A 19,892-nucleotide genomic window follows, 5' to 3' on the forward strand; every position below is an offset into this window, starting at 1 on the left:
TCCAGCGCAAACCCCACGCCTTCGCTTTTGAGCTGCACCATGCGGGCGATGGTGTCTTCGATGTCTCCCAGCAGCAGGCTTTCGGTGAGTTCGAGTTTGAGTTTGCGGGGGTCGGCGTTGTGGCTCTTGAGGGTCTGCAGCACTTCTGCCACGAAGCCCGGTTGCCGGAACTGCCGGGCGCTGACGTTGACCGAGATGGACAGGTGGGCGGTGGCTTCGTGCTGGCCCCAGCGCTGCAGTTGTTCGCAGGCGGTCTGCAGTACGTATTGGCCTAAAGGGAGGATGAGGCCGGTCTGTTCGGCCAGGGGGATGAAGTCGCCGGGGCTGATCATGCCGCGCTGAGGGTGGCGCCAGCGCACCAGGGCTTCTGCCCCCATGAGCTGGGACTGGTGGTCCACGACGGGCTGGTAGTGCACGAGCAGTTCACCCCGGGCCAGGCCCTGGCGCAGGTCGGCTTCCAGGTTGGAGCGGGCGTTGACTGCGGCCTGCATGTCGGGGTCGAAGAAGCGCTGGGTGTTGCGCCCTGCGGCCTTGGCCTGGTACATGGCCAGGTCGGCGCGTTTGAGGAGTTCGTCCACCGTCAGGCGTTCGTCGCCAAAGAGGGTGATGCCGATGCTGGGGGTGCTGTAGTGCTGGGCGCCGTCCAGTTCGAAGGGCTGGTTCAGGCTGGCCAGGAGTTTTTCTGCGACGGTTTCTGCCTGGGTGGCTGCGTCTTGCAGGTCGGGGGCCAGGGCTTCGAGCATGACGACGAATTCGTCGCCGCCAAAGCGGGCGACGGTGTCGGCTTCGCGCACGCTGCCCACCAGGCGGGTGGCGACCTGGGCCAGGAGCTGGTCGCCCATGTCGTGGCCCAGGGTGTCGTTGAGGTCCTTGAAGTTATCGAGGTCGATGAACAGCAGGGCGCCGAGGTTTCTGGTGCGCTGGCAGGCGGCGATGGAGCGCTGCAGGCGATCGAGCAGCAGGCGGCGGTTGGGCAGGCCCGTCAAGGCGTCAAAGAAGGCCAGGCGTTCGATCTCTTGTTCTGCTCGCTTTCGGTCCGTGATGTCNCGATCGAGCAGCAGGCGGCGGTTGGGCAGGCCCGTCAAGGCGTCAAAGAAGGCCAGGCGTTCGATCTCTTGTTCTGCTCGCTTTCGGTCCGTGATGTCGCGGCACACGCCCAGCACACCTGTCACGCGGCCATGCAGGTCGCGGATGGGGGTCTTGATGGTTTCGAACTGGCCCTGGTAGCCGTCTTCGGCAAAAGTGAGCGCCTCCTCGTACACCAGAGGCTGCCAAGCCTGCATGGCGCGTTGATCGTATTTGCGAAAGCGTTCGGCCTCAGATGGTGCGACCAGATCAAAATCGTTGCAGCCCACAATCTGCCGCTCCGGCCGGCCCGCAAAACGCTCAAACACGGGGTTCACAGACAGGTAGACACCCTCGGCATCCTTGAGGAACACCATGTCGGGCATGGCATTGACCACGCGTGCAAGGTGTGCCTTCTGGTGGGCCAGTTCCTGCTCGATGCGCTTGAGGTCGGTGAGGTCATAGGCGAACAGCACCACCGCAGGCACGCCCTGGTCCGTCACGGATTCGGGTGCAATGGTGGTATGGCGGTATTGGGCGCCATCGGGTCCGTCAATGCGGTTTTCAAACACGGCTTTCTCGCCCGCGAACGCCTTGTCGAAGTGGGGCTGCATCCGCAGCATCACTTCGGGCGCCAGCACCTCCCGAAGCAGCTGCCCCTGCAACTGCGCAGGTTCGCGGTGCAGCCAGCGGGCCTGCTGTTCATTGACATACAGCACCCGCAGATCGCGGTCCAGGCGCGCGACCCCGCCGGGCACCTGCCTCAGCATATTGGCCATCAGGGCTTCGTGGGCGTGGGCCGCTTCTTCGGCCAGGCGGTGGGCAGTAATGTCGGTCTGCACGCCATCCCACAGCACGCGCCCATCTTCCAGCAGGCGGGGCGACGAGCTCAGGTGCATCCAGCGCACCTGGCCATCGGTACGGCGCACGCGGAAAACGGCCTCCAGGCTGGTCATGGTCAGATAGGACTGCCGCTCGGCCTCGCGCAGCCGATCGATGTCTTCGGCCAGCACCTGGCGATACAACACCCGGAAGTCGTCCATGACTTCTTGCACCGTCACCCCGTTGAGCCGCTCGATGGCATCACCCATGTGCACGAAATGCGAGCGACCATCCAGCTCCCGCACCACCTGGAACAACACGCTGTAGGGCAGGTTGCGCCCCAGCATCGACAGGCGCCCCTCACTCTCGCGCAAGCGACGCTCGGCCTCCTGCACGCGGGCGAACGGCATGCGGATGCCCGCATTGAACACCGCCTGGTACAGCAGCGCATACGCCACCACCCGCAGCGCGTGTGCCAAAGGCCCGCCCACAGGCGAATGCCCACCCAGCAGGCCCACCGTCAACTCGCCCCCCAGAAAGGCCCCCGCCGCCCATGCAAACAACCGCTCGCGCCGACCCGGGCTGCGGTAGAGCCAGACAGCGGCGACGCCCAGCGCCACCACCAGCACGAACGCCAGGTACTGCCGCAACGCGCCGCCAGCCGCCGTGGCAAACCAGCCAGGCAAGGGCCCCATGGCCGAGCCCACCAGCAGCAGCGCCAGCGCACCAGACGCCGCCAGCCAAACCTTGGCCGGGCCTGGCATCATCAGCTTCGCGGCCGTGAGCAACAAGGTCACGACTTCGGCCACGCGCGCCCAGCTGCTGAGCCACAGCGAGATGTGGGCCGTGCCCGGGGGCAGGTGCACCGGTGTGGAATGCGCCAGCATGCCGTGCAGGAAATTGAACGCCGCAGCCACACCAAAACCCGCCACCAGCACGTTGGCCCGCGCCTGCTCGGACATTTCGAGCGTATGCAGGGACACCGACACCACCAGCAACCCCAGCAGCACCGCCACCAGCTCCATGAAGGGCTCCAGTCCGTGCTGGGAACCTGCCCCTTCCCCCAGCATCTGGGCCAGTGGCACGATGACCAGCGCCAACGCAGCCACCACCAGCACCACCGTGACGGCGGGCGCATCCGCCAGCGACGAACGCGCAGGCGGGGAGCGGTGGGGAGAAGGCAGGGGCGGCATGGACTCAAAGAACAATGGACGGCGCAAGCGGGTGGGGACTATTTCTACCGAGTTCTACATAGCGTCACAAGTGTATCGACGAGTAAGGCGCACGTGTATGGCACGCGGACCGGGTCTCGGCCCGCCTTTGCCTGCCCACTGTTTCGGCATGCCAAGCCTTTCTGCCCACTTTTTTACATTCGTGCCCGGCACCTGTGCTGGCAGCCCCATGCAAAACGGGGCCGAAGCCCCGTTGCCAACGATGGCGGTGCCCTGCCAGTGCACCGCGGGCGGGGGCACCCTCAGCCCTGCAACAACTGGCGCAGCACAAACGGCAGGATGCCACCCGCCTGGTAGTAGTCCACCTCGATCGGCGTGTCGATGCGCAGTGTGACGGTGACTTCCTGGCGCGAGCCGTCCGCGCGGCGGATGACGAGTTGCGCATCGCTTTGTGGTGTGAGCGCCGGGTCGGGCACCACATCGATCACCTCGTTGCCCGTGAGGCCCAATGTCTCCCACGATTCGCCCGCCTTGAACTGCAGCGGCAGCACACCCATGCCCACCAGGTTGGAGCGGTGGATGCGCTCAAAGCTGCGCGCCACCACGGCCTTGATGCCCAAGAGCTGCGTGCCCTTGGCGGCCCAGTCGCGGCTGGAGCCGGTGCCATATTCCTCACCCGCAAAGATCACCGTGGGCGTCTTTTGCGCCATGTACTGCATGGCGGCATCGAAGATGAACATCTTCTCGCCCTGCAGCGCGCCTTCGTTCTGGAACACGGTCACCCCCCCCTCTTCGCGCGAGCCATCGGCCGTGGGCGGGATCATGAGGTTCTTGATGCGCACGTTGGCAAAGGTGCCGCGCACCATCACGTCGTGGTTGCCCCGGCGCGCGCCGTAGCTGTTGAAGTCGGCCTTCATCACGCCATGCTGCCGCAGCCACTGGCCGGCGGGCGAGCTTTCCTTGATGGAGCCTGCGGGCGAGATGTGGTCGGTGGTGATGGAGTCGCCAAACAGCGCCATGATGCGCGCGCCGATCACCGACGGAAGTTTGGCATCATTTTGGCCTCCAGCGCTTGATGGGTCTGCGCTAGCAGCTCCTTTTTCAAGAGCAAACTGGGCAAAAAACGGTGGCTCGGCAATGTAGGTGCTGGCGGGCCAGGTGTAGGCGGTGCCGCTCACGCCCAAAATCTTCTCCCACAGCTTGCCGGGGTCGGTGGCAACCTTGGCGTAGTTTTCGCGGAAGGCCTTGCCGTTCATGGCGAACTTGAGCAGGGCGTGGACTTCGTCGCTGGTGGGCCAGATGTCGCCCAGGTAGATGTCCTTGCCGCCCTTGCCCTTGCCGACCGGCTCGGTCATCAGGTCCTTGAGCACCGTGCCCGCGATGGCATAGGCCACCACCAGCGGCGGGCTGGCCAGGAAGTTGGCCTTGAGGTTGGGGTGGATGCGCGCCTCGAAATTGCGGTTGCCCGACAGCACGGCCGCGCAGATCAGGTCGTTGCTGGTGATGGCCTCGTTCAGCTCGGGCGTGAGGTCGCCCGCATTGCCGATGCAGGTGGTGCAGCCGTAGCCCGCCAGCGCAAAGCCCAGCTTTTCCAGGTAGGGCAGCAGGCCCGTCTGCGTGAGGTATTCGGTGACGATGCGCGAGCCGGGCGCGAGCGATGTCTTGATGTGCGGCTGCACCTTGAGCCCGGCCTCCACCGCCTTCTTGGCCAGCAAGCCGGCGGCCAGCAGCACGCTGGGGTTGCTGGTGTTGGTGCAGCTGGTGATGGCGGCAATCAGCACGTCACCGTTGCCCACCGTGGGGTCGGCACCTTTGGTGGGCATGACGGCCGTGGCGTCGGCGTGGGCTGTGGCCAAAGCGGGCTTGTTGCTCTCCATCTCGGCCAGGGAGCGCGGTGCACCGGCAGGAGCGGGCTTGTCCTTGGGCGCTGCGCGCTGCACCACGTCCTGGCCCCGGTGAATATGGTGGCGGGTGTGCAGCAGTTCGGCCGGGCGGTTGAATCCATTTTGTGCATTGGGCTTGCTGAACAGGTCGGCAAACTGGCTGCTGACCTTGCCCAGCTCGATGCGGTCCTGCGGGCGCTTGGGGCCTGCCAGGCTGGGGGTGACGCTGCCGAGGTCGAGTTTGACGACCTGCGAATAGTCCACCTCGCCCGCCAGCGGCACACCGAACAGGCCTTGGGCCTTGAAGTAGGCCTCAAACGCTTCGATCTCGCCCTTGGTGCGGCCCGTGCCCTGGAAGTAGTCGATGGTCTTCTCGTCCACCGGGAAGAATCCCATGGTGGCGCCGTACTCGGGCGCCATGTTGCCAATGGTGGCCCGGTCGGGCAGCGCCAGGGTGCGGGTGCCCTCACCAAAAAACTCGACGAACTTGCCCACCACCTTGTGCTGGCGCAGCAGCTCGGTCACGGTGAGCACCAGGTCGGTGGCCGTCACGCCTTCGCGCAGCTGGCCGGTCATCTCAAAGCCCACCACATCGGGGGTGAGGAAGTACACAGGCTGGCCCAGCATGGCGGCCTCGGCCTCGATGCCGCCCACGCCCCAGCCCACCACGCCGATGCCGTTGATCATGGTGGTGTGGCTGTCGGTGCCCACCAGGGTGTCGGGGTAGTAAACGTTGTCCTTGCGCTTGTGCACGCCACGCGCCAGGTATTCGAGGTTGACCTGGTGCACGATGCCGAAGCCCGGGGGCACCACGCCAAAGGTGTCAAAGGCCTGCATGCCCCACTTCATGAACTCGTAGCGCTCGCGGTTGCGCTGGAATTCAAGCTTCATGTTCAGGTCGAGCGAATTCTTCTTGCCGTAGTGGTCGACCATGATCGAGTGGTCCACCACCAGGTCCACGGGCACCAGCGGCTCGATCTTCTTGGGGTTCTTGCCCAGCTTCACGGCCACGCTGCGCATGGCGGCCAGGTCGGCCAGCAGCGGCACGCCGGTAAAGTCTTGCAGCACCACGCGCGAGACCACGAACGGGATCTCGTCCTTGCGGTCTGCATTGGGCGCCCAATGGGCCAACTCCTTGACATGCTCGGCCGTCACCTTGCGGCCATCGCAGTTGCGCAGCACCGATTCGAGCACGATGCGGATCGATACGGGCAAGCGGCGGATCTGGGGGAATTGTTTGGCCAACGCGGGCAGCGAGTAGAACTGGCCTTCTTTGCCAGACGCTGTCTTGAAACTCTTGAGGGTGTTGGCAAACGCGTGGCGGGCGGGCTTGGGCGACAACTTGCGTGATACGGCCATGGCGAACTCCTGTGAAAGGCAACAAGGCCTATTCTGGCAGTCCTGCATGACGGTGCAATCGTGGGGCTATGCGAGCCCTGCCCTCAGGCCCCTGCGGCGTGGTCGGGGTGTCCGATCCACGCCGCTCGTGTCCGATATCTGCATCAAAAATGCCCCTGGCGCTTGATGGACAAGCGTATTAAGCTATATTTTCAGGAGCAAATAATCGATGCCCCTCAAGCCGCAGCCCACGTTGGCAGGCGGCGCACCCCCATCCACTGCAGTTCTGCCAGCATGGCCACCGACACCACATGCACCAACAGATAGGCCTGACCCAGCAAGGTGGGCGTGAGCGTGGAGCCCAGCAGCAGCGCCAGGCTGGCCAGCGCCCAGGCAAAGTTGCCCACGATCAGCACCCACAGCCAGCCTCGGGGCATGGGCTCGGACCGCGCAATCGCAATGGCCAAGGCGGCGTAGCCCAGCAGCATGGCGCCCGTCACCTGCAGCAGCCCGGGCGGCAGGCCCAGCCACTCGGCCAGGGGCGCTGTCAGCAGCAGGTGCAGGGCGCCGAGCAGAACCCCCGTGGAGGCATCGAACCAGACCACGGCACGCAGGAATCGGGGGGAGGACATCAGCTTGAACATGGAAAGCTCCTTGGTTGAGGAAGAAAGAAGGCTCCATCGTTCCCGCCCTGGCGCACCGCGTCGATGACCTGCCAGGTAATGGCCCGTGCGCAGTTTGCGCCTAGGATGGCAGCCATGACCTCCACCGCCCCTTCATCGCACCGCTCCCCGCGCCATCCCTTGCCGCACCGCGTGGCACCGGCGGGGCCCACCTCGTTTGGCGACCACCTGCGCACCTGGCGCCAGCAGCGGCACCTGAGCCAGCTGGAGCTGGCCGACGAGGCGGACATCTCCACGCGCCATGTGAGCTTCATGGAAACCGGCCGCACCAACCCCAGCCGCGACATGGTGCTGCGCCTGTGCGAACGCCTGGCCATCCCGCTGCGTGAGCGCAACGCCCTGCTGGTGGCCGCCGGCTACGCCCCCATGTACCGCGAACGCGCGCTGGACGACCCTGCGCTGGCCGCGGCGCGCCAGGCGGTGGAACTGGTGCTCAAGGGCCACGAACCCTGCCCCGCCATTGCCATCGACCGCTGCTGGAACGTGGTGGCCACCAACCGCGCCGCGCTGGCCCTGCTGTCTGCCCACGTCAGTCCAGAACTGCTGGCGCCCCCTGTCAACGTGTTCCGGCTGAGCCTGCACCCCCAGGGGCTGGCGCCGCGCATCGCGAATCTGGCGCAGTGGCGGGCGCACCTGTTTGAACGCCTGCGCCAGCAGATACAGGCCACGGCCGACCCCGCACTGATCGCACTGCAGGCGGAACTGCAGCAATACCCCGCCCCGGCTGAATCCGATGCCCTGGTATTGGCGGGTGAAATGCTGGGTGTGGTAATGCCGTTCTGTTTTGAGAGCGTGCACGGAATGCTCTCGCTCATCAGCACCACCACGATATTCGGAACGCCGGTGGATGTGACCCTGCAGGAACTGGCCGTGGAGTCATTCTTTCCGGCCGACGATTTCACGGCGCAGGTATTGCGCAAGATCGCCCTCGAAAACACTCAGAGTGCAGAAGGCTGAGCACAATCCCATGCGCTGTCGAAGTGCATGCATTGCCCGCCGTGCAAAACCAAGGGTTGCACATGCCGGACAACGGATTCCTTGAAGCGCACTGCAGTACCGATAAATCCCGGGACTGCACATGAACCCACCGCGCAGGCCCTCGTCGCCCCCTTGCATGCAACCTGTGCAGCAAATGAGGCCGTTCGGCTTTCTATCTTTTCGTCTCGCCTTGCCCCAATAGCCAGGCAATAAAAAACCCGCAGAAGCGGGTTTTTTGAGGGTACGGGGCGAAAGCGCTTAAATCACAAATTTTTCGCGGTTTTCGTTTTGAATCCACTTGGGCGCCTTGCCACGGCCCGTCCAGGTTTCACCAGTGGCGGGATTGCGGTACTTGGGAGCCACCTTGGTGCCCGCCGTGGAACTGCGCCCCGTCTTGCCAGCCGCCTTACCAGCAGGGAACACGTCCTGTGCGGTCAGACCATATTCGGCCACCAGTGAACGGACCTGCGACACAGCGTCCGACAGTTCCCGGCGCCGGGCTTCGCTGATTTGTTGCTCAAGGGCTTCGCGCTGCTTCAACAGTTCTTTGTAGCTGGTCATGGTGTCTGGATTTTAGATAAGGGTGAAAGACAGCCGAATTATAAGAATAATGTGCCGTTTTTGTGCAAGCGCTTTCAGAATTTCATTCAAAATTCTTTGCATTAACCCCAAGGCACCATATTGATGCAGGGTTTCTGTCTGGCTGGGTACCCGGGTATTGATGCTTGCTTCAGGCAGCAGGGGTTCCGCCTTCTGGCTGGGCCAATACCTTGTCGATGCGCTTGCCGTCCAGTGCCAGCACTTCAAATATCCAATCCGCGCACCCAATGCGCTCGCCCACTTCGGGCAAATGCCCCGTTTCAGCCATCAAAAGGCCCGCCAGCGTGTTATAGCGGCCCCGGTCCTCGCCGGGTAAATCGCGAATATCCAGGCGCGCCTTGAGTTCCGTCACCGGCATCAGGCCGTCCAGCAGCCAACCCCCGTCGTCACGCTGCAAGGCCCAGGCGTCGGCGTCGGCCCCGGGCTGCAATTCACCGGTAATGGCTTCCAGTAAATCGCGCGGGGTCATGATGCCCTGCACCACGCCATATTCATCCACCACAAACACCATGCGCCCGGAGCGCGCCCGAAACTGCTCCAGCAGCTCCATGCCACTGAGGGTCTCAGGCAGGAACGCGGCTGCCTGCGCATGCTGGTCCAGGGTGCCTTCGGCCTCGGCGCCCAGTTCCAGCAAGCGCGCCACGCTGAGGAGGCCCACCACATCATCCAGTGACCCGCGGCACACGGGGTACCAGGAATGCGCCCCGCGCACCCCGCCACTGCCCGCATTGCGCAGCCCCTCGGCCACCGAAAGACTGGCATCCAGCCAGCGAACGTCGGTGCGCGGCACCATGAGCGAGGTCAGGGGCCGGTCATCCAGGCGGAACACGTTTTTCACCATCTGGTGCTCATGGTGTTCGATCACCCCCGCATCGCGCCCTTCTTCCAGGCTGGCCACGATCTCCTCTTCCGTCACCGAACGCCCCGCCTGGTTGTCCACCCGCAGCAGGGTGAGTACGCCCTGGGTCGAGAGCGAGAGCAAGCGCACGAACGGCCTTGCCACCCTGGCCACCCACGTCATGGGGCGCGCGACCAACCGGGCCACGGGCTCGGGATAGAGCTGGCCAATGCGCTTGGGCACCAGTTCGCCAAACACGATGGTGACAAAGGTGATGAGGGTGACCACCAGCGCCGTCGCCGTGATGCTGGCGGCGCGGTCCGGCATGCCCATCAGCTGCAGCCAGAAACCCAGGTCATCGCTGAACGCGGCCTCGCCGATGATGCCGTTGAGCATACCGATGGACGTGATGCCCACCTGAACGGAGGAGAGGAACTGCGTGGGGTTGTCGAGCAGCGCCAGAGAAGCCTGCGCCCCTTTGTCCCCTGCCTCGGCCATGGTGACCAGGCGCGACTTGCGGCTCGACGCCAGGGCAAGCTCGGACATTGCAAACACGCCGTTGAGCAGGGTCAGCAGCGCGATCAGCAGAAAATCCATGCTTCACTCAATAAGATCACCATGGCACTTTACTGTATCGGCGACATCCAGGGCTGCGACGCCGCACTGGGCCGCCTGCTGGACACCATCGGCTTTTCTGCTAGCCGCGACACGGTCTACCTGCTGGGCGACCTCGTCAACCGGGGACCCGACTCGGCCGCCGTGCTGCGCCGCTGCATGCGCCATGGCGACACCATCCGATGCCTGCTGGGCAACCACGACCTGCACCTGCTGGCCGCCGCACACGGCGCGCGCAAGCCCTCGCGGCGCGACACGCTGGGCACGGTGCTGGATGCCCCTGACCGCGCTGCGCTGCTTGACTGGGTGTGCCAACAGACCCTGGCCCGCGCCCACACGCATGCCGGGCAGACGCTGCTCATGGTGCATGCCGGTGTGCTGCCCACCTGGACGGCCGCAGAGACTCTCGCGTACGCGGACGAAGTCCATGCAGTACTGCGCGGCCCAGACCTGCCCGATTTTCTGCACGCCATGTACGGCAACATCCCCGACCACTGGAGTGACGATCTGACCGGCACGGATCGCCTGCGGGTGATCGTGAATGCGCTCACCCGGCTGCGCTTTTGCTCGGCCGACGGCGTGATGGATTTTGAAAGCACCGAAAGCGCCAGCGCCGCCCCTCCCGGCCTCATGCCCTGGTTCGATGTGCCGGGGCGGCGCACAGCGGGCACGTTGATGGCTTTCGGTCACTGGTCCACGCTGGGCTGGCTCAACCGCAGCGATCTGCTCGGGCTGGACACAGGCTGCGTGTGGGGCGGCTGCCTGAGCGCCGTGCGTTTTGGCGCGACACTGGCCGAGCGTGAGCTGCTGCAGGTGCATTGCGAGCAGGCCCAGGCCCCGGGCTGACTAAACCGCAGCAGGTTCAGGACGGCTCTGGCTCCAGCAACGCCGACATGGCGGTGGACTGCCAGACACCACCGTCCTGCCCGGCGATCAGCACGGCCAGCCCCGGCATGCGCTGCGCCAGTGCCCTGCCCGCCTGCGGGCCCTGCACCATCAGCGCGGCGCCCAGTCCGTTGACGGCCGCCACGTCGCGCGCCACCAGGCTCACGCCATGCACGCCCGATGCCGGGCGCCCTGTTCGCGGATTGAGCACATGGTGCTGGCGCTGGCCTTGGTGGAAGAAGAAGCGTTCATAGTCGCCCGACGAGGCCACCACACCGGCGCCCGCCACGGCCACCACACCCAGCAGGCGCTCGGGGGAACGCGGGTCGCGCAGCCCCACACGCCAGGGCCTGCCTTGCCACAGCCCGTGGGTCAGCACGTCGCCACCGCCATTGATCATGGCGTTCTCGACACCCTCGGAGCGCAACATGTTCATGCCGGCTTCCAGGATCGGTAGTTTGGCGATGCCGCCCAGGTCCAGCGCCATACCCTGGCGGGCCAGGAAGGCAGTGCCTGCTGCCACATCCAGCACCAGGCCGCGCGCATCCACCAGCGGGAGTTGCCGCGCGATCTCGCTGGCCTCGGGCACCACCTTTTCGCCAGGCCCAAAGTTCCAGGACTTGAACGCCCCCACGGTCACATCAAAGGCCCCACGGCTTGTTGCCGACACACGCTGCGCGCTCTGCAGCACCGCCATGACCTCGGCCGGAACCATCACCGGCGTCACGCCCGCAGCCAGGTTGATGCGACTGACCACGCTGCGGGGCTGGTAGCGGCTCATGAGCGCCTCCAGCCTCTGCATCTCTGCATAGGCCCGGTCCATGGCGCGGCGCAGCTGCGGGCCATCAACGCCCTCCACCGCCATATCCACCTGCGTTCCCATCAGGGGACGCGAGCTGCGTTCAGACACCACCCGTGCGCCCGCTGACGCGCCAACACCCCAGACCACACCACCCAGCAAGGGCAACGCCATCACCATGCGACGGCGCGACAGACCGTGGGGGGGCAGAGAAGCTTGCTGCATGGCGCCTCCGCTCAGAGCGACTTGTCGGCCATGTAATCCACGGCGGCCTTGACCTCGGCGTCGGTCAGGTTGGCAGAGCCCCCCTTGGCGGGCATCATGCCCTTGGCCCCGGTAAAGCCCTCGATCGCGTGCTTGTACATCGTGTCCTTTCCCTGGGCGATGCGCGGGCCCCAATCGGCCTTGTCGCCCGGCTTGGGGGCACCGGCCACGCCAGCGGCATGGCACATGGCGCAGGTCTTGCCAAACACGCTCTTGCCCAGTTCATTTTCTGCGGCAGCCGGGGCCGCTGCGGGCGCAGGGGCCGTCACCGCAGCGGGTGCAGCAGCCGGTGTGGGCTCCGACTTCTTGTCGCCACAACCGGCCAGCAGTGCGGCCAAGATCGCTACGGCGACCATCACGGTTTTCTTTTGCATCGCATACATCCTGTTCTCGGGGATTAACAAATATCTGAGAGGGCCTGCGACTGCGCGCGAAATACGGAGAAATGCGTCCAGGACCTGGCCTGGAGAAACCCTAGGGGCACTGCACAGGCACTGCTTCAGACCGGTGCATTGACTGTAGGTGCAAGAGGCACTTTTGGGCAGATGCGGCCCCCTCCAAAGCATGATCCAGATCAAATTGATTCATATTACGTGAATCTATTATCCATGCCATGCAAAACCATCACACCCTGCGAACACTGCGCCTTTGGGTGCTGGCGTGGTTTGTGATGGCGCTGGGTGCAGCGGTGGCTTCGCCGCTGGTAGCGCCACGGGGCATGGAGCTGGTCTGCTCCGGCTCTGGCAACGGTGGTGTCCGGCTGGTGGTGAAGACCGCCGAAGGCCTGGTGGCGGCAGATGCCATCGGCCTCGATTGCCCTTTGTGCCTGGCAGCCGACACGCCACCCACCACCCCGCTCGCAGCAACCACCACTGCCGCAGCCCCCACCTTCCAGCCCCGTTTTCACACACCACTTTCCGCACGCACAGAGGTGGCGCTCAGCCCCCCTGCACGCGCACCACCCCTTTTCAACTGAGCGATCCCAAAGAGGAAAACCATGACCGAGAGAAAAGACAGTTCCCTTCCCACTGCTGGCCTGGGCCGACGCAGTTTCATCAACACGGCCGCCCTGGTCGGGCTGACCGCAGGCGTCGCCGCCTGCAACGAAAAGCCCAGCGCCGCCACACCAGCGGCCCCGGCACCGGCAGCCCCTGCGGCCGGCCATTCCGGCACGGGCGCCAACCCGCACCTCAAGCCCGGCGAGCTGGACACCTACTACGGCCTCTGGAGCGGTGGCCACACGGGCGACATGCGCGTGCTGGGCCTGCCGTCGGGCCGCGAGATCACACGCATCCCCTGCTTTGTGCCCGACGCACTGGTGGGCTGGGGCATCACCAACGAGTCCAAGGCCATCATGGGCACCAAGCCCGATGGCAGCCTGAAGTACACGGTGGCCGACACCCACCACACCCATGCCTCGTACAAGGACGGCAACTACGACGGCCGCTACGCCTGGATCAACGACAAGATCAACAGCCGCATCGCGCGCATCCGCCTCGACTATTTCATCTGCGACAAGATCACCGAACTGCCCAACGTGCAGGGCTTCCACGGCATCTTCCCGGACAAGGCCGACCCGGTGGACCCTGCCATCAACTACACCACGCGCGTGTTCTGCGGCGGTGAATTCGCCATCCCCCTGCCCAACACGGGCACAGAAGACTCGGGCAAATACCGTTCGATGTTCAGCTGCGTCGATGCAGAAACGATGGAAGTGCGCTGGCAGGTGCTGATCGACGGCAACTGCGACCTGGTCGCCACGTCGTACGACGGCAAGCTGGCCGCCACCAACCAGTACAACGTGGAGATGGGCGCGAAGTACGAGGACATGATGTCCGCCGAACGCGATGCCTGCCTGTTCTTCAACGTGGGCCGCATCGAGGCCGCCGTGAAGGCTGGCAAGTTCAAGACCATCGGCACCAGCAAGGTGCCCGTGGTGGACGGCACGCACGAAGCCAACAAGGACCCCAAGACGGCCCTCACCGCTTATGTGTCGGTGCCCAAGAACCCGCACGGCGTGAACGCCAGCCCCGATGGCAAGTACTTCATCTGCGCCGGCAAGCTCTCGCCCACAGGCACCGTGATCGAGCTGGCCAAGGTACTCGACTACTTTGATGGCAAGCTCGAGAAGCTCGACGCCGCCATCGTGGCCGAAGTGGAGCTGGGCCTGGGCCCGCTGCACACCGCATTCGACGGCCGTGGCAACGCCTACACCACGCTCTTCCTGGACAGCCAGGTCGTGAAGTGGAACGTGGAGGCAGCCATCAAGTTCCACGCTGGCGACAAGAGCGCCAAGTACGTGGTGGACCGCCTGGATGTGCAGTACCAGCCAGGTCACTTGAACGCCTCGCAGTCAGAAACAAAAGCCGCTGACGGCAAGTACTTGGCCGTGGGCTGCAAGTTCTCGAAGGACCGCTTCCTGCCCGTGGGTCCGCTGCACCCTGAGAACGAACAGCTCATCGACATCTCGGGCGAGAAGATGGTGCTGATGGCCGATCACCCCGTGCGTGGCGAGCCCCATGACTTCATCATCTTCAAGCGCGACCTGGTGCGCCCCAAGCAGGTCTACGCTCTCGACGAGTTCCCGCTGGCAATCAAGGACCCGAAGGAATCCGGCGTATTCAGGAACGGCAAGAAGGTCACCGTAAAGATGACCTCGCAGGCCCCGGCCTTCAGCCTGCGCGAGTTCAAGCTCAAGAAGGGTGACGAGGTCACGCTGATCCTGACCAACCTGGACAAGATCGAAGACCTGACCCATGGCTTCGCGATCCCGCACTACAACGTGAACTTCATCGTGAATCCGCTGGAGACCAAGTCGGTGAGCTTCGTGGCCGACAAGCCCGGTGTGTTCTGGTGCTACTGCACGCACTTCTGCCATGCGCTGCATTTGGAAATGCGCACTCGGATGATCGTGGAGGGTTAACCAGGGCGATCCCTCTGAGGCGCTGCGCGCCTTCCCCCTTCTCTCGGCTTCGCCGGGAAGGGGGACGATGCACTCGCTGCGGGGCGGCCCTTGCTCTGCATCCCTGGCCTGGGGCGCGCCAGTTGCGACGACTGCGCTCCACTTCGCATCATATTGGCCGCTAGCGCTTGATGAATAAGCGCTAGCAGCTATCAAAAAGATAGTCCCATGATTTCCCTCCGTCGGAAGTTCGCCACGCTTCTTCTGGTCTTGTTGGCAGCACTTTGGCTGGCGCCGCGCGCGCATGCTGCGGCAGGCGCCTACGAGGCCGAACTGCCTGCGGAACTCTCTACCGCGCGCGACATGTGCGCGCTGGTGCCGTGCAAGGACGTGTTTCCCGGCGCCAGCCATTTCTCTGAACGCAAGGGCCAGCCGCCCTACGTAGAGGCTTACGACAACGACAGCGCGCAAAAGAAGCTGCTGGGCTATGTGATGCTGTCCACCGACATCACAGACACCCCCGCTTACTCCGGCAAACCCGTGGTCACGCTGATCGGCATGGACACGCAAGGCCGCTTTGTGGGCGTGAAGGTGCTCAAGCATTCCGAGCCCATCCTGCTGCTGGGCATCCCTGAATCTGCGCTGCTGAAGTTCAACGCCCAGTACCTGGGCAAGTCGGTGGCCGACAAGATCGAGGTGGGCCAGTCGCGCCCTGATGAAAACGTGCTGGGTCTCGACGCCATCTCGGGCGCCACCGTCACCGTCATCGCGCAGAACCAGGTCATGATGGCCTCGGGCTCGGCCGTGGCGCGGCAGGTGGGCATCCTCGCACCCACGGTGCGCGAGCCCGCACGCTATGCCGAAACCGGCAGGCGCCTGAGCTGGGCCGAGCTGGTGCAACAAGGCACTGTGCAGCGCCTGCGGGTGCTGCCCGAACAGGTGGGCCTGGACAAGGGCCCCGACCCGTTCATCGAGCTGTGGTTTGGCGACCTGAACCACCCCGACATTGGCAAAAGCGTGCTGGGCGACAACGGCTGGAACAACCTGCGCCTGCAGCTCAAGGAGGGCGAACACGCCTTCTTCATCATCCGCACCGGCGGCAAGGAATCGTTCAAGGGGTCGGGCTTTGTGCGCGGCGGCATCTACGACCGTGTGCAAGTGCGCCAGGGGGCGGATTCATTCACCTTCCGCGACCTGGACGCGCTCAACCTGTATGGCATCGAGGCCGCAGGCGCACCCAGCTACAACGAATCGGTCATCTTCATCATCCGCTCACCCGCCTTCTCGGCCGCCTATCCGTGGAAGCTGAGCTTTCTGGGCAACCGCGTGGACCGTGCCACGGGCACGCGCAGCTTCACCAGCTTTGACACGCCCTACTGGCTGCCCGCCGCCATGCTGCAAGGCGGGCGTCCCACCATCAACGAGCCCGACGCCCCCTGGGTGCGCGTGTGGAAGTCGCGTGCGCTGGAGATTGCACTGTTCGCACTGCTGCTGGTCGCCGTGAGCGTGGTCTACGCCCTGCGCGAAAAGCTCACCCGCCTGTCCACCCACAAGAACAAGTGGCCGGTCAACGGCTTCAAGTACAGCTTCTGGGCACTCAGCATCGGCTGGATCGGTTTTGGCGCCATGGCGCAGCCCTCCATCACGCAGGTGCTGACCTGGTTCCATTCGCTGCTGTTCCAGTGGACCTGGTCGCTGTTCCTGTCCGACCCGTTCATCTTCCTGTTCTGGATCTTCATCATCGTCACCGTGTTCCTGTTCGGGCGCGGGCTGTTCTGCGGCTGGATGTGCCCGTTCGGCTCGCTGCAGGAGGGCATCTACAAGATCGCACGCGCCCTGGGCCTCAAACGCTTTCAGACCCAGCTGCCGCAAAAGTGGCACGACCGGCTCAAGTGGATCAAGTACGCGGTGTTCTTCGGGTTGCTGGTGGTTTCGATGTTCTCGATGGGACTGGCTGAGAAGCTGGCCGAGGTGGAGCCGTTCAAGACCACCTTTCTCGTCGGTGTGCTGAACCGCGCCTGGCCCTACAGCCTGTTTGTGGCGGCCATCCTGGGCGTTTCGATCTTCATTGAGCGGCCCTATTGCAAATACATCTGCCCACTGGGCGCCTCGCTGGCCATGCCCAGCACGTTCCGCTGGTTTGGCCTCAAGCGCAAGCAGGACTGCAACAGCTGCAAGGCCTGCGCCGTGGGCTGCGGTGCACAGGCGATTGACGCCGATGGCCGCATCGACCACCGCGAATGCCTGCACTGCCTGGACTGCATGATTCTCTACACCGACACCAAGGGCTGCCCGCCCCTGGCCAAGGAACGCAAGCGCCGCGAGAAAGATGGTCTGGAAATCACGCCCATCGGCAAGAACGGCTATTTCATCCCGATCCACCCAGCCACGGTGCAGGACCAGATTTCGGCCAAGGCCGCCAAGGGGCCCGACCCACGCATGCCCACAACGCCTGCACACCCCGCCCACAAGGCTGGAAGCCAAGGCCTGCGCTGGATCTGGCTGGAGCTGGTGGACCACCTGTGGCCCTGGAGCCGCGAAGGCTGGGCGTCGCGGCGCGCGCTGCAGATCGCGGGCTTCTCGCTCGCCGTGGCAGCCAGCGTGGCCTGGGTGATGACAGCCCTGGGCACATTGTCTTCGGGCGCCATCATCGGCTGGTGGTTTGGCTGGAGCGTGTACGAGGTGCTGATCCGCCTGTCAGGCAAGCGCTATGTGAAGGACGGCCCCTGGTGGCGCGACCAGTACCGCCGGGCGGGCGTGATGGACATGCTGAGCTATGTGGGCTTCAAGAACCTGCTGATCGGCGCAGCACTCTTCCTGGCCATCAAGGCCGTGGTGGGACTGGCGTGATGAAGTCCCCCCTTGCACTCGCTGCGGTTGCCACGGCCCTGGCACTGTGGACCGCGCTTCCTGCCGCAGCTGCCACCGTGCAGGTTCGCCCGGGGCAGGACCTGCAGGCCACCATCACGGCCGCCGCGCCGGGCGACACGGTGGAGGTGCAGCGGGGCTTTTACCGCGTGAACCTGCGCATCGACAAGGCCCTGACCCTGCGCGGCATCGACCGCCCCACGCTCAGCGGCAGCCAGGCGGGCGACACCATCCGCGTCACCGCGCCCGACGTGGTGATCGAAGGCCTGATCGTGCGCGACTCGGGCACCAGCCTCAAGGACCAGAACGCGGGCATCTACATCTTCCCTGGCGCGCACCGCGCCGTGGTCCGCCACAACGACCTCACCTATAACCTGTTCGGCCTGTGGATCGAGAAGGCCAACGACGTGCAAGTGCTGCACAACACCATCACCGGCCTGCGCGACGTGGGCTCGTCGCAGCGTGGCAACGGGGTGCAGCTGTACAACACCACGGGCGCGCGCATCGAGGGCAACCACATCAGCTTTGTGCGCGACGCGCTGTATGTGGACGTTTCGCACCACGCGGTCTTTCGCGGCAACCGGCTGCACCACAGCCGCTACGGAACGCACTACATGAACTCCTACTACAACCTGTGGGAAGACAACGACACCTACTACAACCGGGGCGGCCTGGCGCTGATGGAAGTGCGCGACCAGGTGGTGCGCAACAACCGCGCGTGGGGCAACAGCGACCACGGCATCATGCTGCGCACCATGCAGGACTCGGTGATCGAGAACAACGTGGTGGCCGAGAACAACCGGGGCTTCTTCATCTACGACGTGGAGTACGTCACCCTGCGCGGCAACCTCGTCACACGCAACACCGTGGGCGTGCACCTGTCCGCAGGCTCCACCCGCAACAAGGTTGAAGGCAACGACTTCATCGGCAACCGCGAGCAGGTGCGCTATGTGGGCGCCCGCGACGAGCGCTGGGGCACCGAAGGCGGAAACCACTGGAGCAACTACCTGGGCTGGGACCGCGACGGCAACGGCGTGGGCGACGTGCCCTACGAGGCCAACGACATGGTGGACCGCCTGACCTGGCGCCACCCCGCCATCAAGCTGCTGCTGGCCAGCCCTGCCGTGCAGGCACTGCGCCTGGTGGGCCAGCAGTTTCCGGTGCTGCGCGTGCCCACCGTGGTGGACCCCAAGCCCCGCATGCAACCGAACCAACCCCAACGGAATTTTCAGCGTGACACGCAACCCTCCCCCCATTGACCTGAGCGAGCCCCCCGCCATCGAGGTGCGGGGCGCGCACAAGCACTACGGCGCACTGCACGCCGTGGACGGCATCGACCTGCGCATCGCGCGCGGCGAGATCTTTGGCCTCATCGGCCACAACGGCGCGGGCAAGAGCACGCTGTTCAAGATGATCCTGGGCCTCACACCCGCCACCTCGGGCGAGATCCGGGTGGGCGGGGCCACGGTGCAGGGCCGCGATTTTCGTGCCGCCCGCCGCCACCTGGGCTACCTGCCCGAGAACGTGGTGCTCTACGACAACCTGAACGGGCTGGAGACACTGCGCTTTTTTGCCCGCCTCAAGGGTGCGCCCCTCACGCAATGCCCCGCGCTGCTGGAACGCGTGGGCCTGGCCCACGCGGGCAACCGCGCCGTGCGCGAATACTCCAAGGGCATGCGCCAGCGCCTGGGGTTTGCACAGGCCCTGCTGGGCGAGCCCCAGGTGCTGCTGCTCGACGAGCCCACCAACGGCCTGGACCCGCAGGCCATCCGTGACTTCTACGCCACACTGCGCGAGCTGCAGGCGGGTGGCGTGACCATCGTCATCACCTCGCACATCCTGGCCGAACTGCAGGAGCGCGTGGACCGCCTGGCCATCCTGGCCTCCGGCAAGCTGCAGGCCCTGGGCAGCGTGCAGGCACTGCGCGAGCAGGCGCACATGCCGCTGACCATCCACCTCACGCTGGCCGCGGCCGACCGGCCTGCCGCGCTGGGGCTGCTCTCTGCCGTGCCCGGCGTCACCGGGACGGAAACGCCGGAAGGCCTGCATGTGGACTGCCCGCGCGGCAGCAAGATGGCCGTGCTGGGTGCGCTGGCACCGCTGGGCACCGCGCTGCAGGACCTGCAGATCCAGGAACCCTCGCTTGAGGATGTGTACTTCGACCTGCGCAAGGGCTAGCC

General features: G+C 65.0%; 14 protein-coding genes and 1 pseudogene. 7 read left to right on the plus strand and 8 right to left on the minus strand.

Features of this window, described 5'->3' with window-relative positions:
- The 4 genes and pseudogenes from ASE39_RS27180 to ASE39_RS18710 form a co-directional block, all read right to left on the minus strand.
- Positions 1-1,046, minus strand: a 1,046-nt coding sequence (locus ASE39_RS27180; protein ID WP_242421494.1) for a diguanylate cyclase, incomplete at both ends; no start/stop codon positions are given.
- 1 nt (position 1,047) lies between these two features.
- A pseudogene (locus tag ASE39_RS27185) lies at positions 1,048-3,080 on the minus strand (PAS domain-containing protein); the annotation flags it as partial.
- Positions 3,081-3,361: 281 nt separating this feature from the next.
- Positions 3,362-6,301 (minus strand): aconitate hydratase, encoded by a 2,940-nt coding sequence (locus ASE39_RS18705; RefSeq protein WP_057272141.1) that lies wholly within the window; start codon positions 6,299-6,301, stop codon positions 3,362-3,364.
- A 215-nt stretch (positions 6,302-6,516) separates the two neighbouring features.
- A complete protein-coding gene (locus ASE39_RS18710) occupies positions 6,517-6,924 on the minus strand; it encodes a hypothetical protein (RefSeq protein ID WP_010461585.1) in 408 nt (135 codons plus the stop codon).
- Between the two features lie 114 nt (positions 6,925-7,038).
- Here ASE39_RS18710 and ASE39_RS18715 point away from each other — a divergent pair, with 114 nt between their 5' ends.
- Entirely contained in the window at positions 7,039-7,920 is an 882-nt protein-coding gene (locus ASE39_RS18715) for a helix-turn-helix transcriptional regulator (protein WP_057272142.1), read from the plus strand.
- Between the two features lie 279 nt (positions 7,921-8,199).
- Here the strand turns inward: ASE39_RS18715 and ASE39_RS18720 are convergent, their stop codons facing one another.
- Together ASE39_RS18720 and ASE39_RS18725 are read right to left on the minus strand one after the other, a co-directional pair.
- On the minus strand, positions 8,200-8,502 hold the full coding sequence (locus tag ASE39_RS18720; protein WP_010461589.1) for an H-NS histone family protein: 303 nt from the start codon (positions 8,500-8,502) through the stop codon (positions 8,200-8,202).
- 169 nt (positions 8,503-8,671) lie between these two features.
- Positions 8,672-9,976, minus strand: a complete 1,305-nt coding sequence (locus ASE39_RS18725) for a hemolysin family protein (RefSeq protein ID WP_057272143.1) — start codon at positions 9,974-9,976, stop codon at positions 8,672-8,674.
- A gap of 21 nt (positions 9,977-9,997) precedes the next feature.
- Here ASE39_RS18725 and ASE39_RS18730 point away from each other — a divergent pair, with 21 nt between their 5' ends.
- The gene (locus tag ASE39_RS18730) at positions 9,998-10,840 is read left to right on the plus strand and encodes a symmetrical bis(5'-nucleosyl)-tetraphosphatase (RefSeq protein WP_057272144.1); all 843 of its coding nucleotides are present in this window, start codon (positions 9,998-10,000) and stop codon (positions 10,838-10,840) included.
- Between the two features lie 16 nt (positions 10,841-10,856).
- Here the strand turns inward: ASE39_RS18730 and ASE39_RS18735 are convergent, their stop codons facing one another.
- Together ASE39_RS18735 and ASE39_RS18740 are read right to left on the minus strand one after the other, a co-directional pair.
- Positions 10,857-11,903 carry an FAD:protein FMN transferase gene (locus ASE39_RS18735; RefSeq protein ID WP_057272145.1) on the minus strand — a complete coding sequence of 349 codons (1,047 nt, stop codon included), beginning with the start codon at positions 11,901-11,903 and terminating at the stop codon, positions 10,857-10,859.
- 11 nt (positions 11,904-11,914) lie between these two features.
- Positions 11,915-12,316 carry a c-type cytochrome gene (locus ASE39_RS18740; protein ID WP_057272316.1) on the minus strand — a complete coding sequence of 134 codons (402 nt, stop codon included), beginning with the start codon at positions 12,314-12,316 and terminating at the stop codon, positions 11,915-11,917.
- A gap of 239 nt (positions 12,317-12,555) precedes the next feature.
- On the opposite strand from ASE39_RS18740, the gene ASE39_RS18745 reads away from it, so the two are divergent.
- From ASE39_RS18745 to ASE39_RS18765, 5 genes are all read left to right on the plus strand, one after another.
- On the plus strand, positions 12,556-12,918 hold the full coding sequence (locus tag ASE39_RS18745) for a hypothetical protein (protein WP_057272146.1): 363 nt from the start codon (positions 12,556-12,558) through the stop codon (positions 12,916-12,918).
- 21 nt (positions 12,919-12,939) lie between these two features.
- On the plus strand, positions 12,940-14,865 hold the full coding sequence (gene nosZ, locus ASE39_RS18750) for a TAT-dependent nitrous-oxide reductase (protein WP_057272147.1): 1,926 nt from the start codon (positions 12,940-12,942) through the stop codon (positions 14,863-14,865).
- A 207-nt stretch (positions 14,866-15,072) separates the two neighbouring features.
- Positions 15,073-17,694, plus strand: coding sequence for a NosR/NirI family protein (locus tag ASE39_RS18755; RefSeq protein WP_057272148.1), 2,622 nt, complete (start codon positions 15,073-15,075; stop codon positions 17,692-17,694).
- Positions 17,694-18,971, plus strand: a complete 1,278-nt coding sequence (locus ASE39_RS18760; protein WP_057272149.1) for a nitrous oxide reductase family maturation protein NosD — start codon at positions 17,694-17,696, stop codon at positions 18,969-18,971. Before ASE39_RS18755 ends, ASE39_RS18760 begins: the two co-directional genes overlap by 1 nt.
- Positions 18,946-19,890, plus strand: a complete 945-nt coding sequence (locus ASE39_RS18765; protein WP_010461612.1) for an ABC transporter ATP-binding protein — start codon at positions 18,946-18,948, stop codon at positions 19,888-19,890. Before ASE39_RS18760 ends, ASE39_RS18765 begins: the two co-directional genes overlap by 26 nt.
- Positions 19,891-19,892: the final 2 nt, after the last annotated feature.

It is taken from the genome of Acidovorax sp. Root267 (assembly GCF_001429215.1).
GTDB classification, from domain to species: Bacteria; Pseudomonadota; Gammaproteobacteria; order Burkholderiales; family Burkholderiaceae_C; genus Acidovorax; species Acidovorax radicis.

Coding starts and splice junctions, on each gene's coding strand:
- ASE39_RS18705 (WP_057272141.1), bottom strand. CDS start 6,301: ATGGCCGTATCACGCAAGTTGTCGCCCAAGCCCGCCCGCCACGCGTTT.
- ASE39_RS18710 (WP_010461585.1), bottom strand. CDS start 6,924: ATGTTCAAGCTGATGTCCTCCCCCCGATTCCTGCGTGCCGTGGTCTGG.
- ASE39_RS18715 (WP_057272142.1), top strand. CDS start 7,039: ATGACCTCCACCGCCCCTTCATCGCACCGCTCCCCGCGCCATCCCTTG.
- ASE39_RS18720 (WP_010461589.1), bottom strand. CDS start 8,502: ATGACCAGCTACAAAGAACTGTTGAAGCAGCGCGAAGCCCTTGAGCAA.
- ASE39_RS18725 (WP_057272143.1), bottom strand. CDS start 9,976: ATGGATTTTCTGCTGATCGCGCTGCTGACCCTGCTCAACGGCGTGTTT.
- ASE39_RS18730 (WP_057272144.1), top strand. CDS start 9,998: ATGGCACTTTACTGTATCGGCGACATCCAGGGCTGCGACGCCGCACTG.
- ASE39_RS18735 (WP_057272145.1), bottom strand. CDS start 11,903: ATGCAGCAAGCTTCTCTGCCCCCCCACGGTCTGTCGCGCCGTCGCATG.
- ASE39_RS18740 (WP_057272316.1), bottom strand. CDS start 12,316: ATGCAAAAGAAAACCGTGATGGTCGCCGTAGCGATCTTGGCCGCACTG.
- ASE39_RS18745 (WP_057272146.1), top strand. CDS start 12,556: ATGCAAAACCATCACACCCTGCGAACACTGCGCCTTTGGGTGCTGGCG.
- nosZ (WP_057272147.1), top strand. CDS start 12,940: ATGACCGAGAGAAAAGACAGTTCCCTTCCCACTGCTGGCCTGGGCCGA.
- ASE39_RS18755 (WP_057272148.1), top strand. CDS start 15,073: ATGATTTCCCTCCGTCGGAAGTTCGCCACGCTTCTTCTGGTCTTGTTG.
- ASE39_RS18760 (WP_057272149.1), top strand. CDS start 17,694: ATGAAGTCCCCCCTTGCACTCGCTGCGGTTGCCACGGCCCTGGCACTG.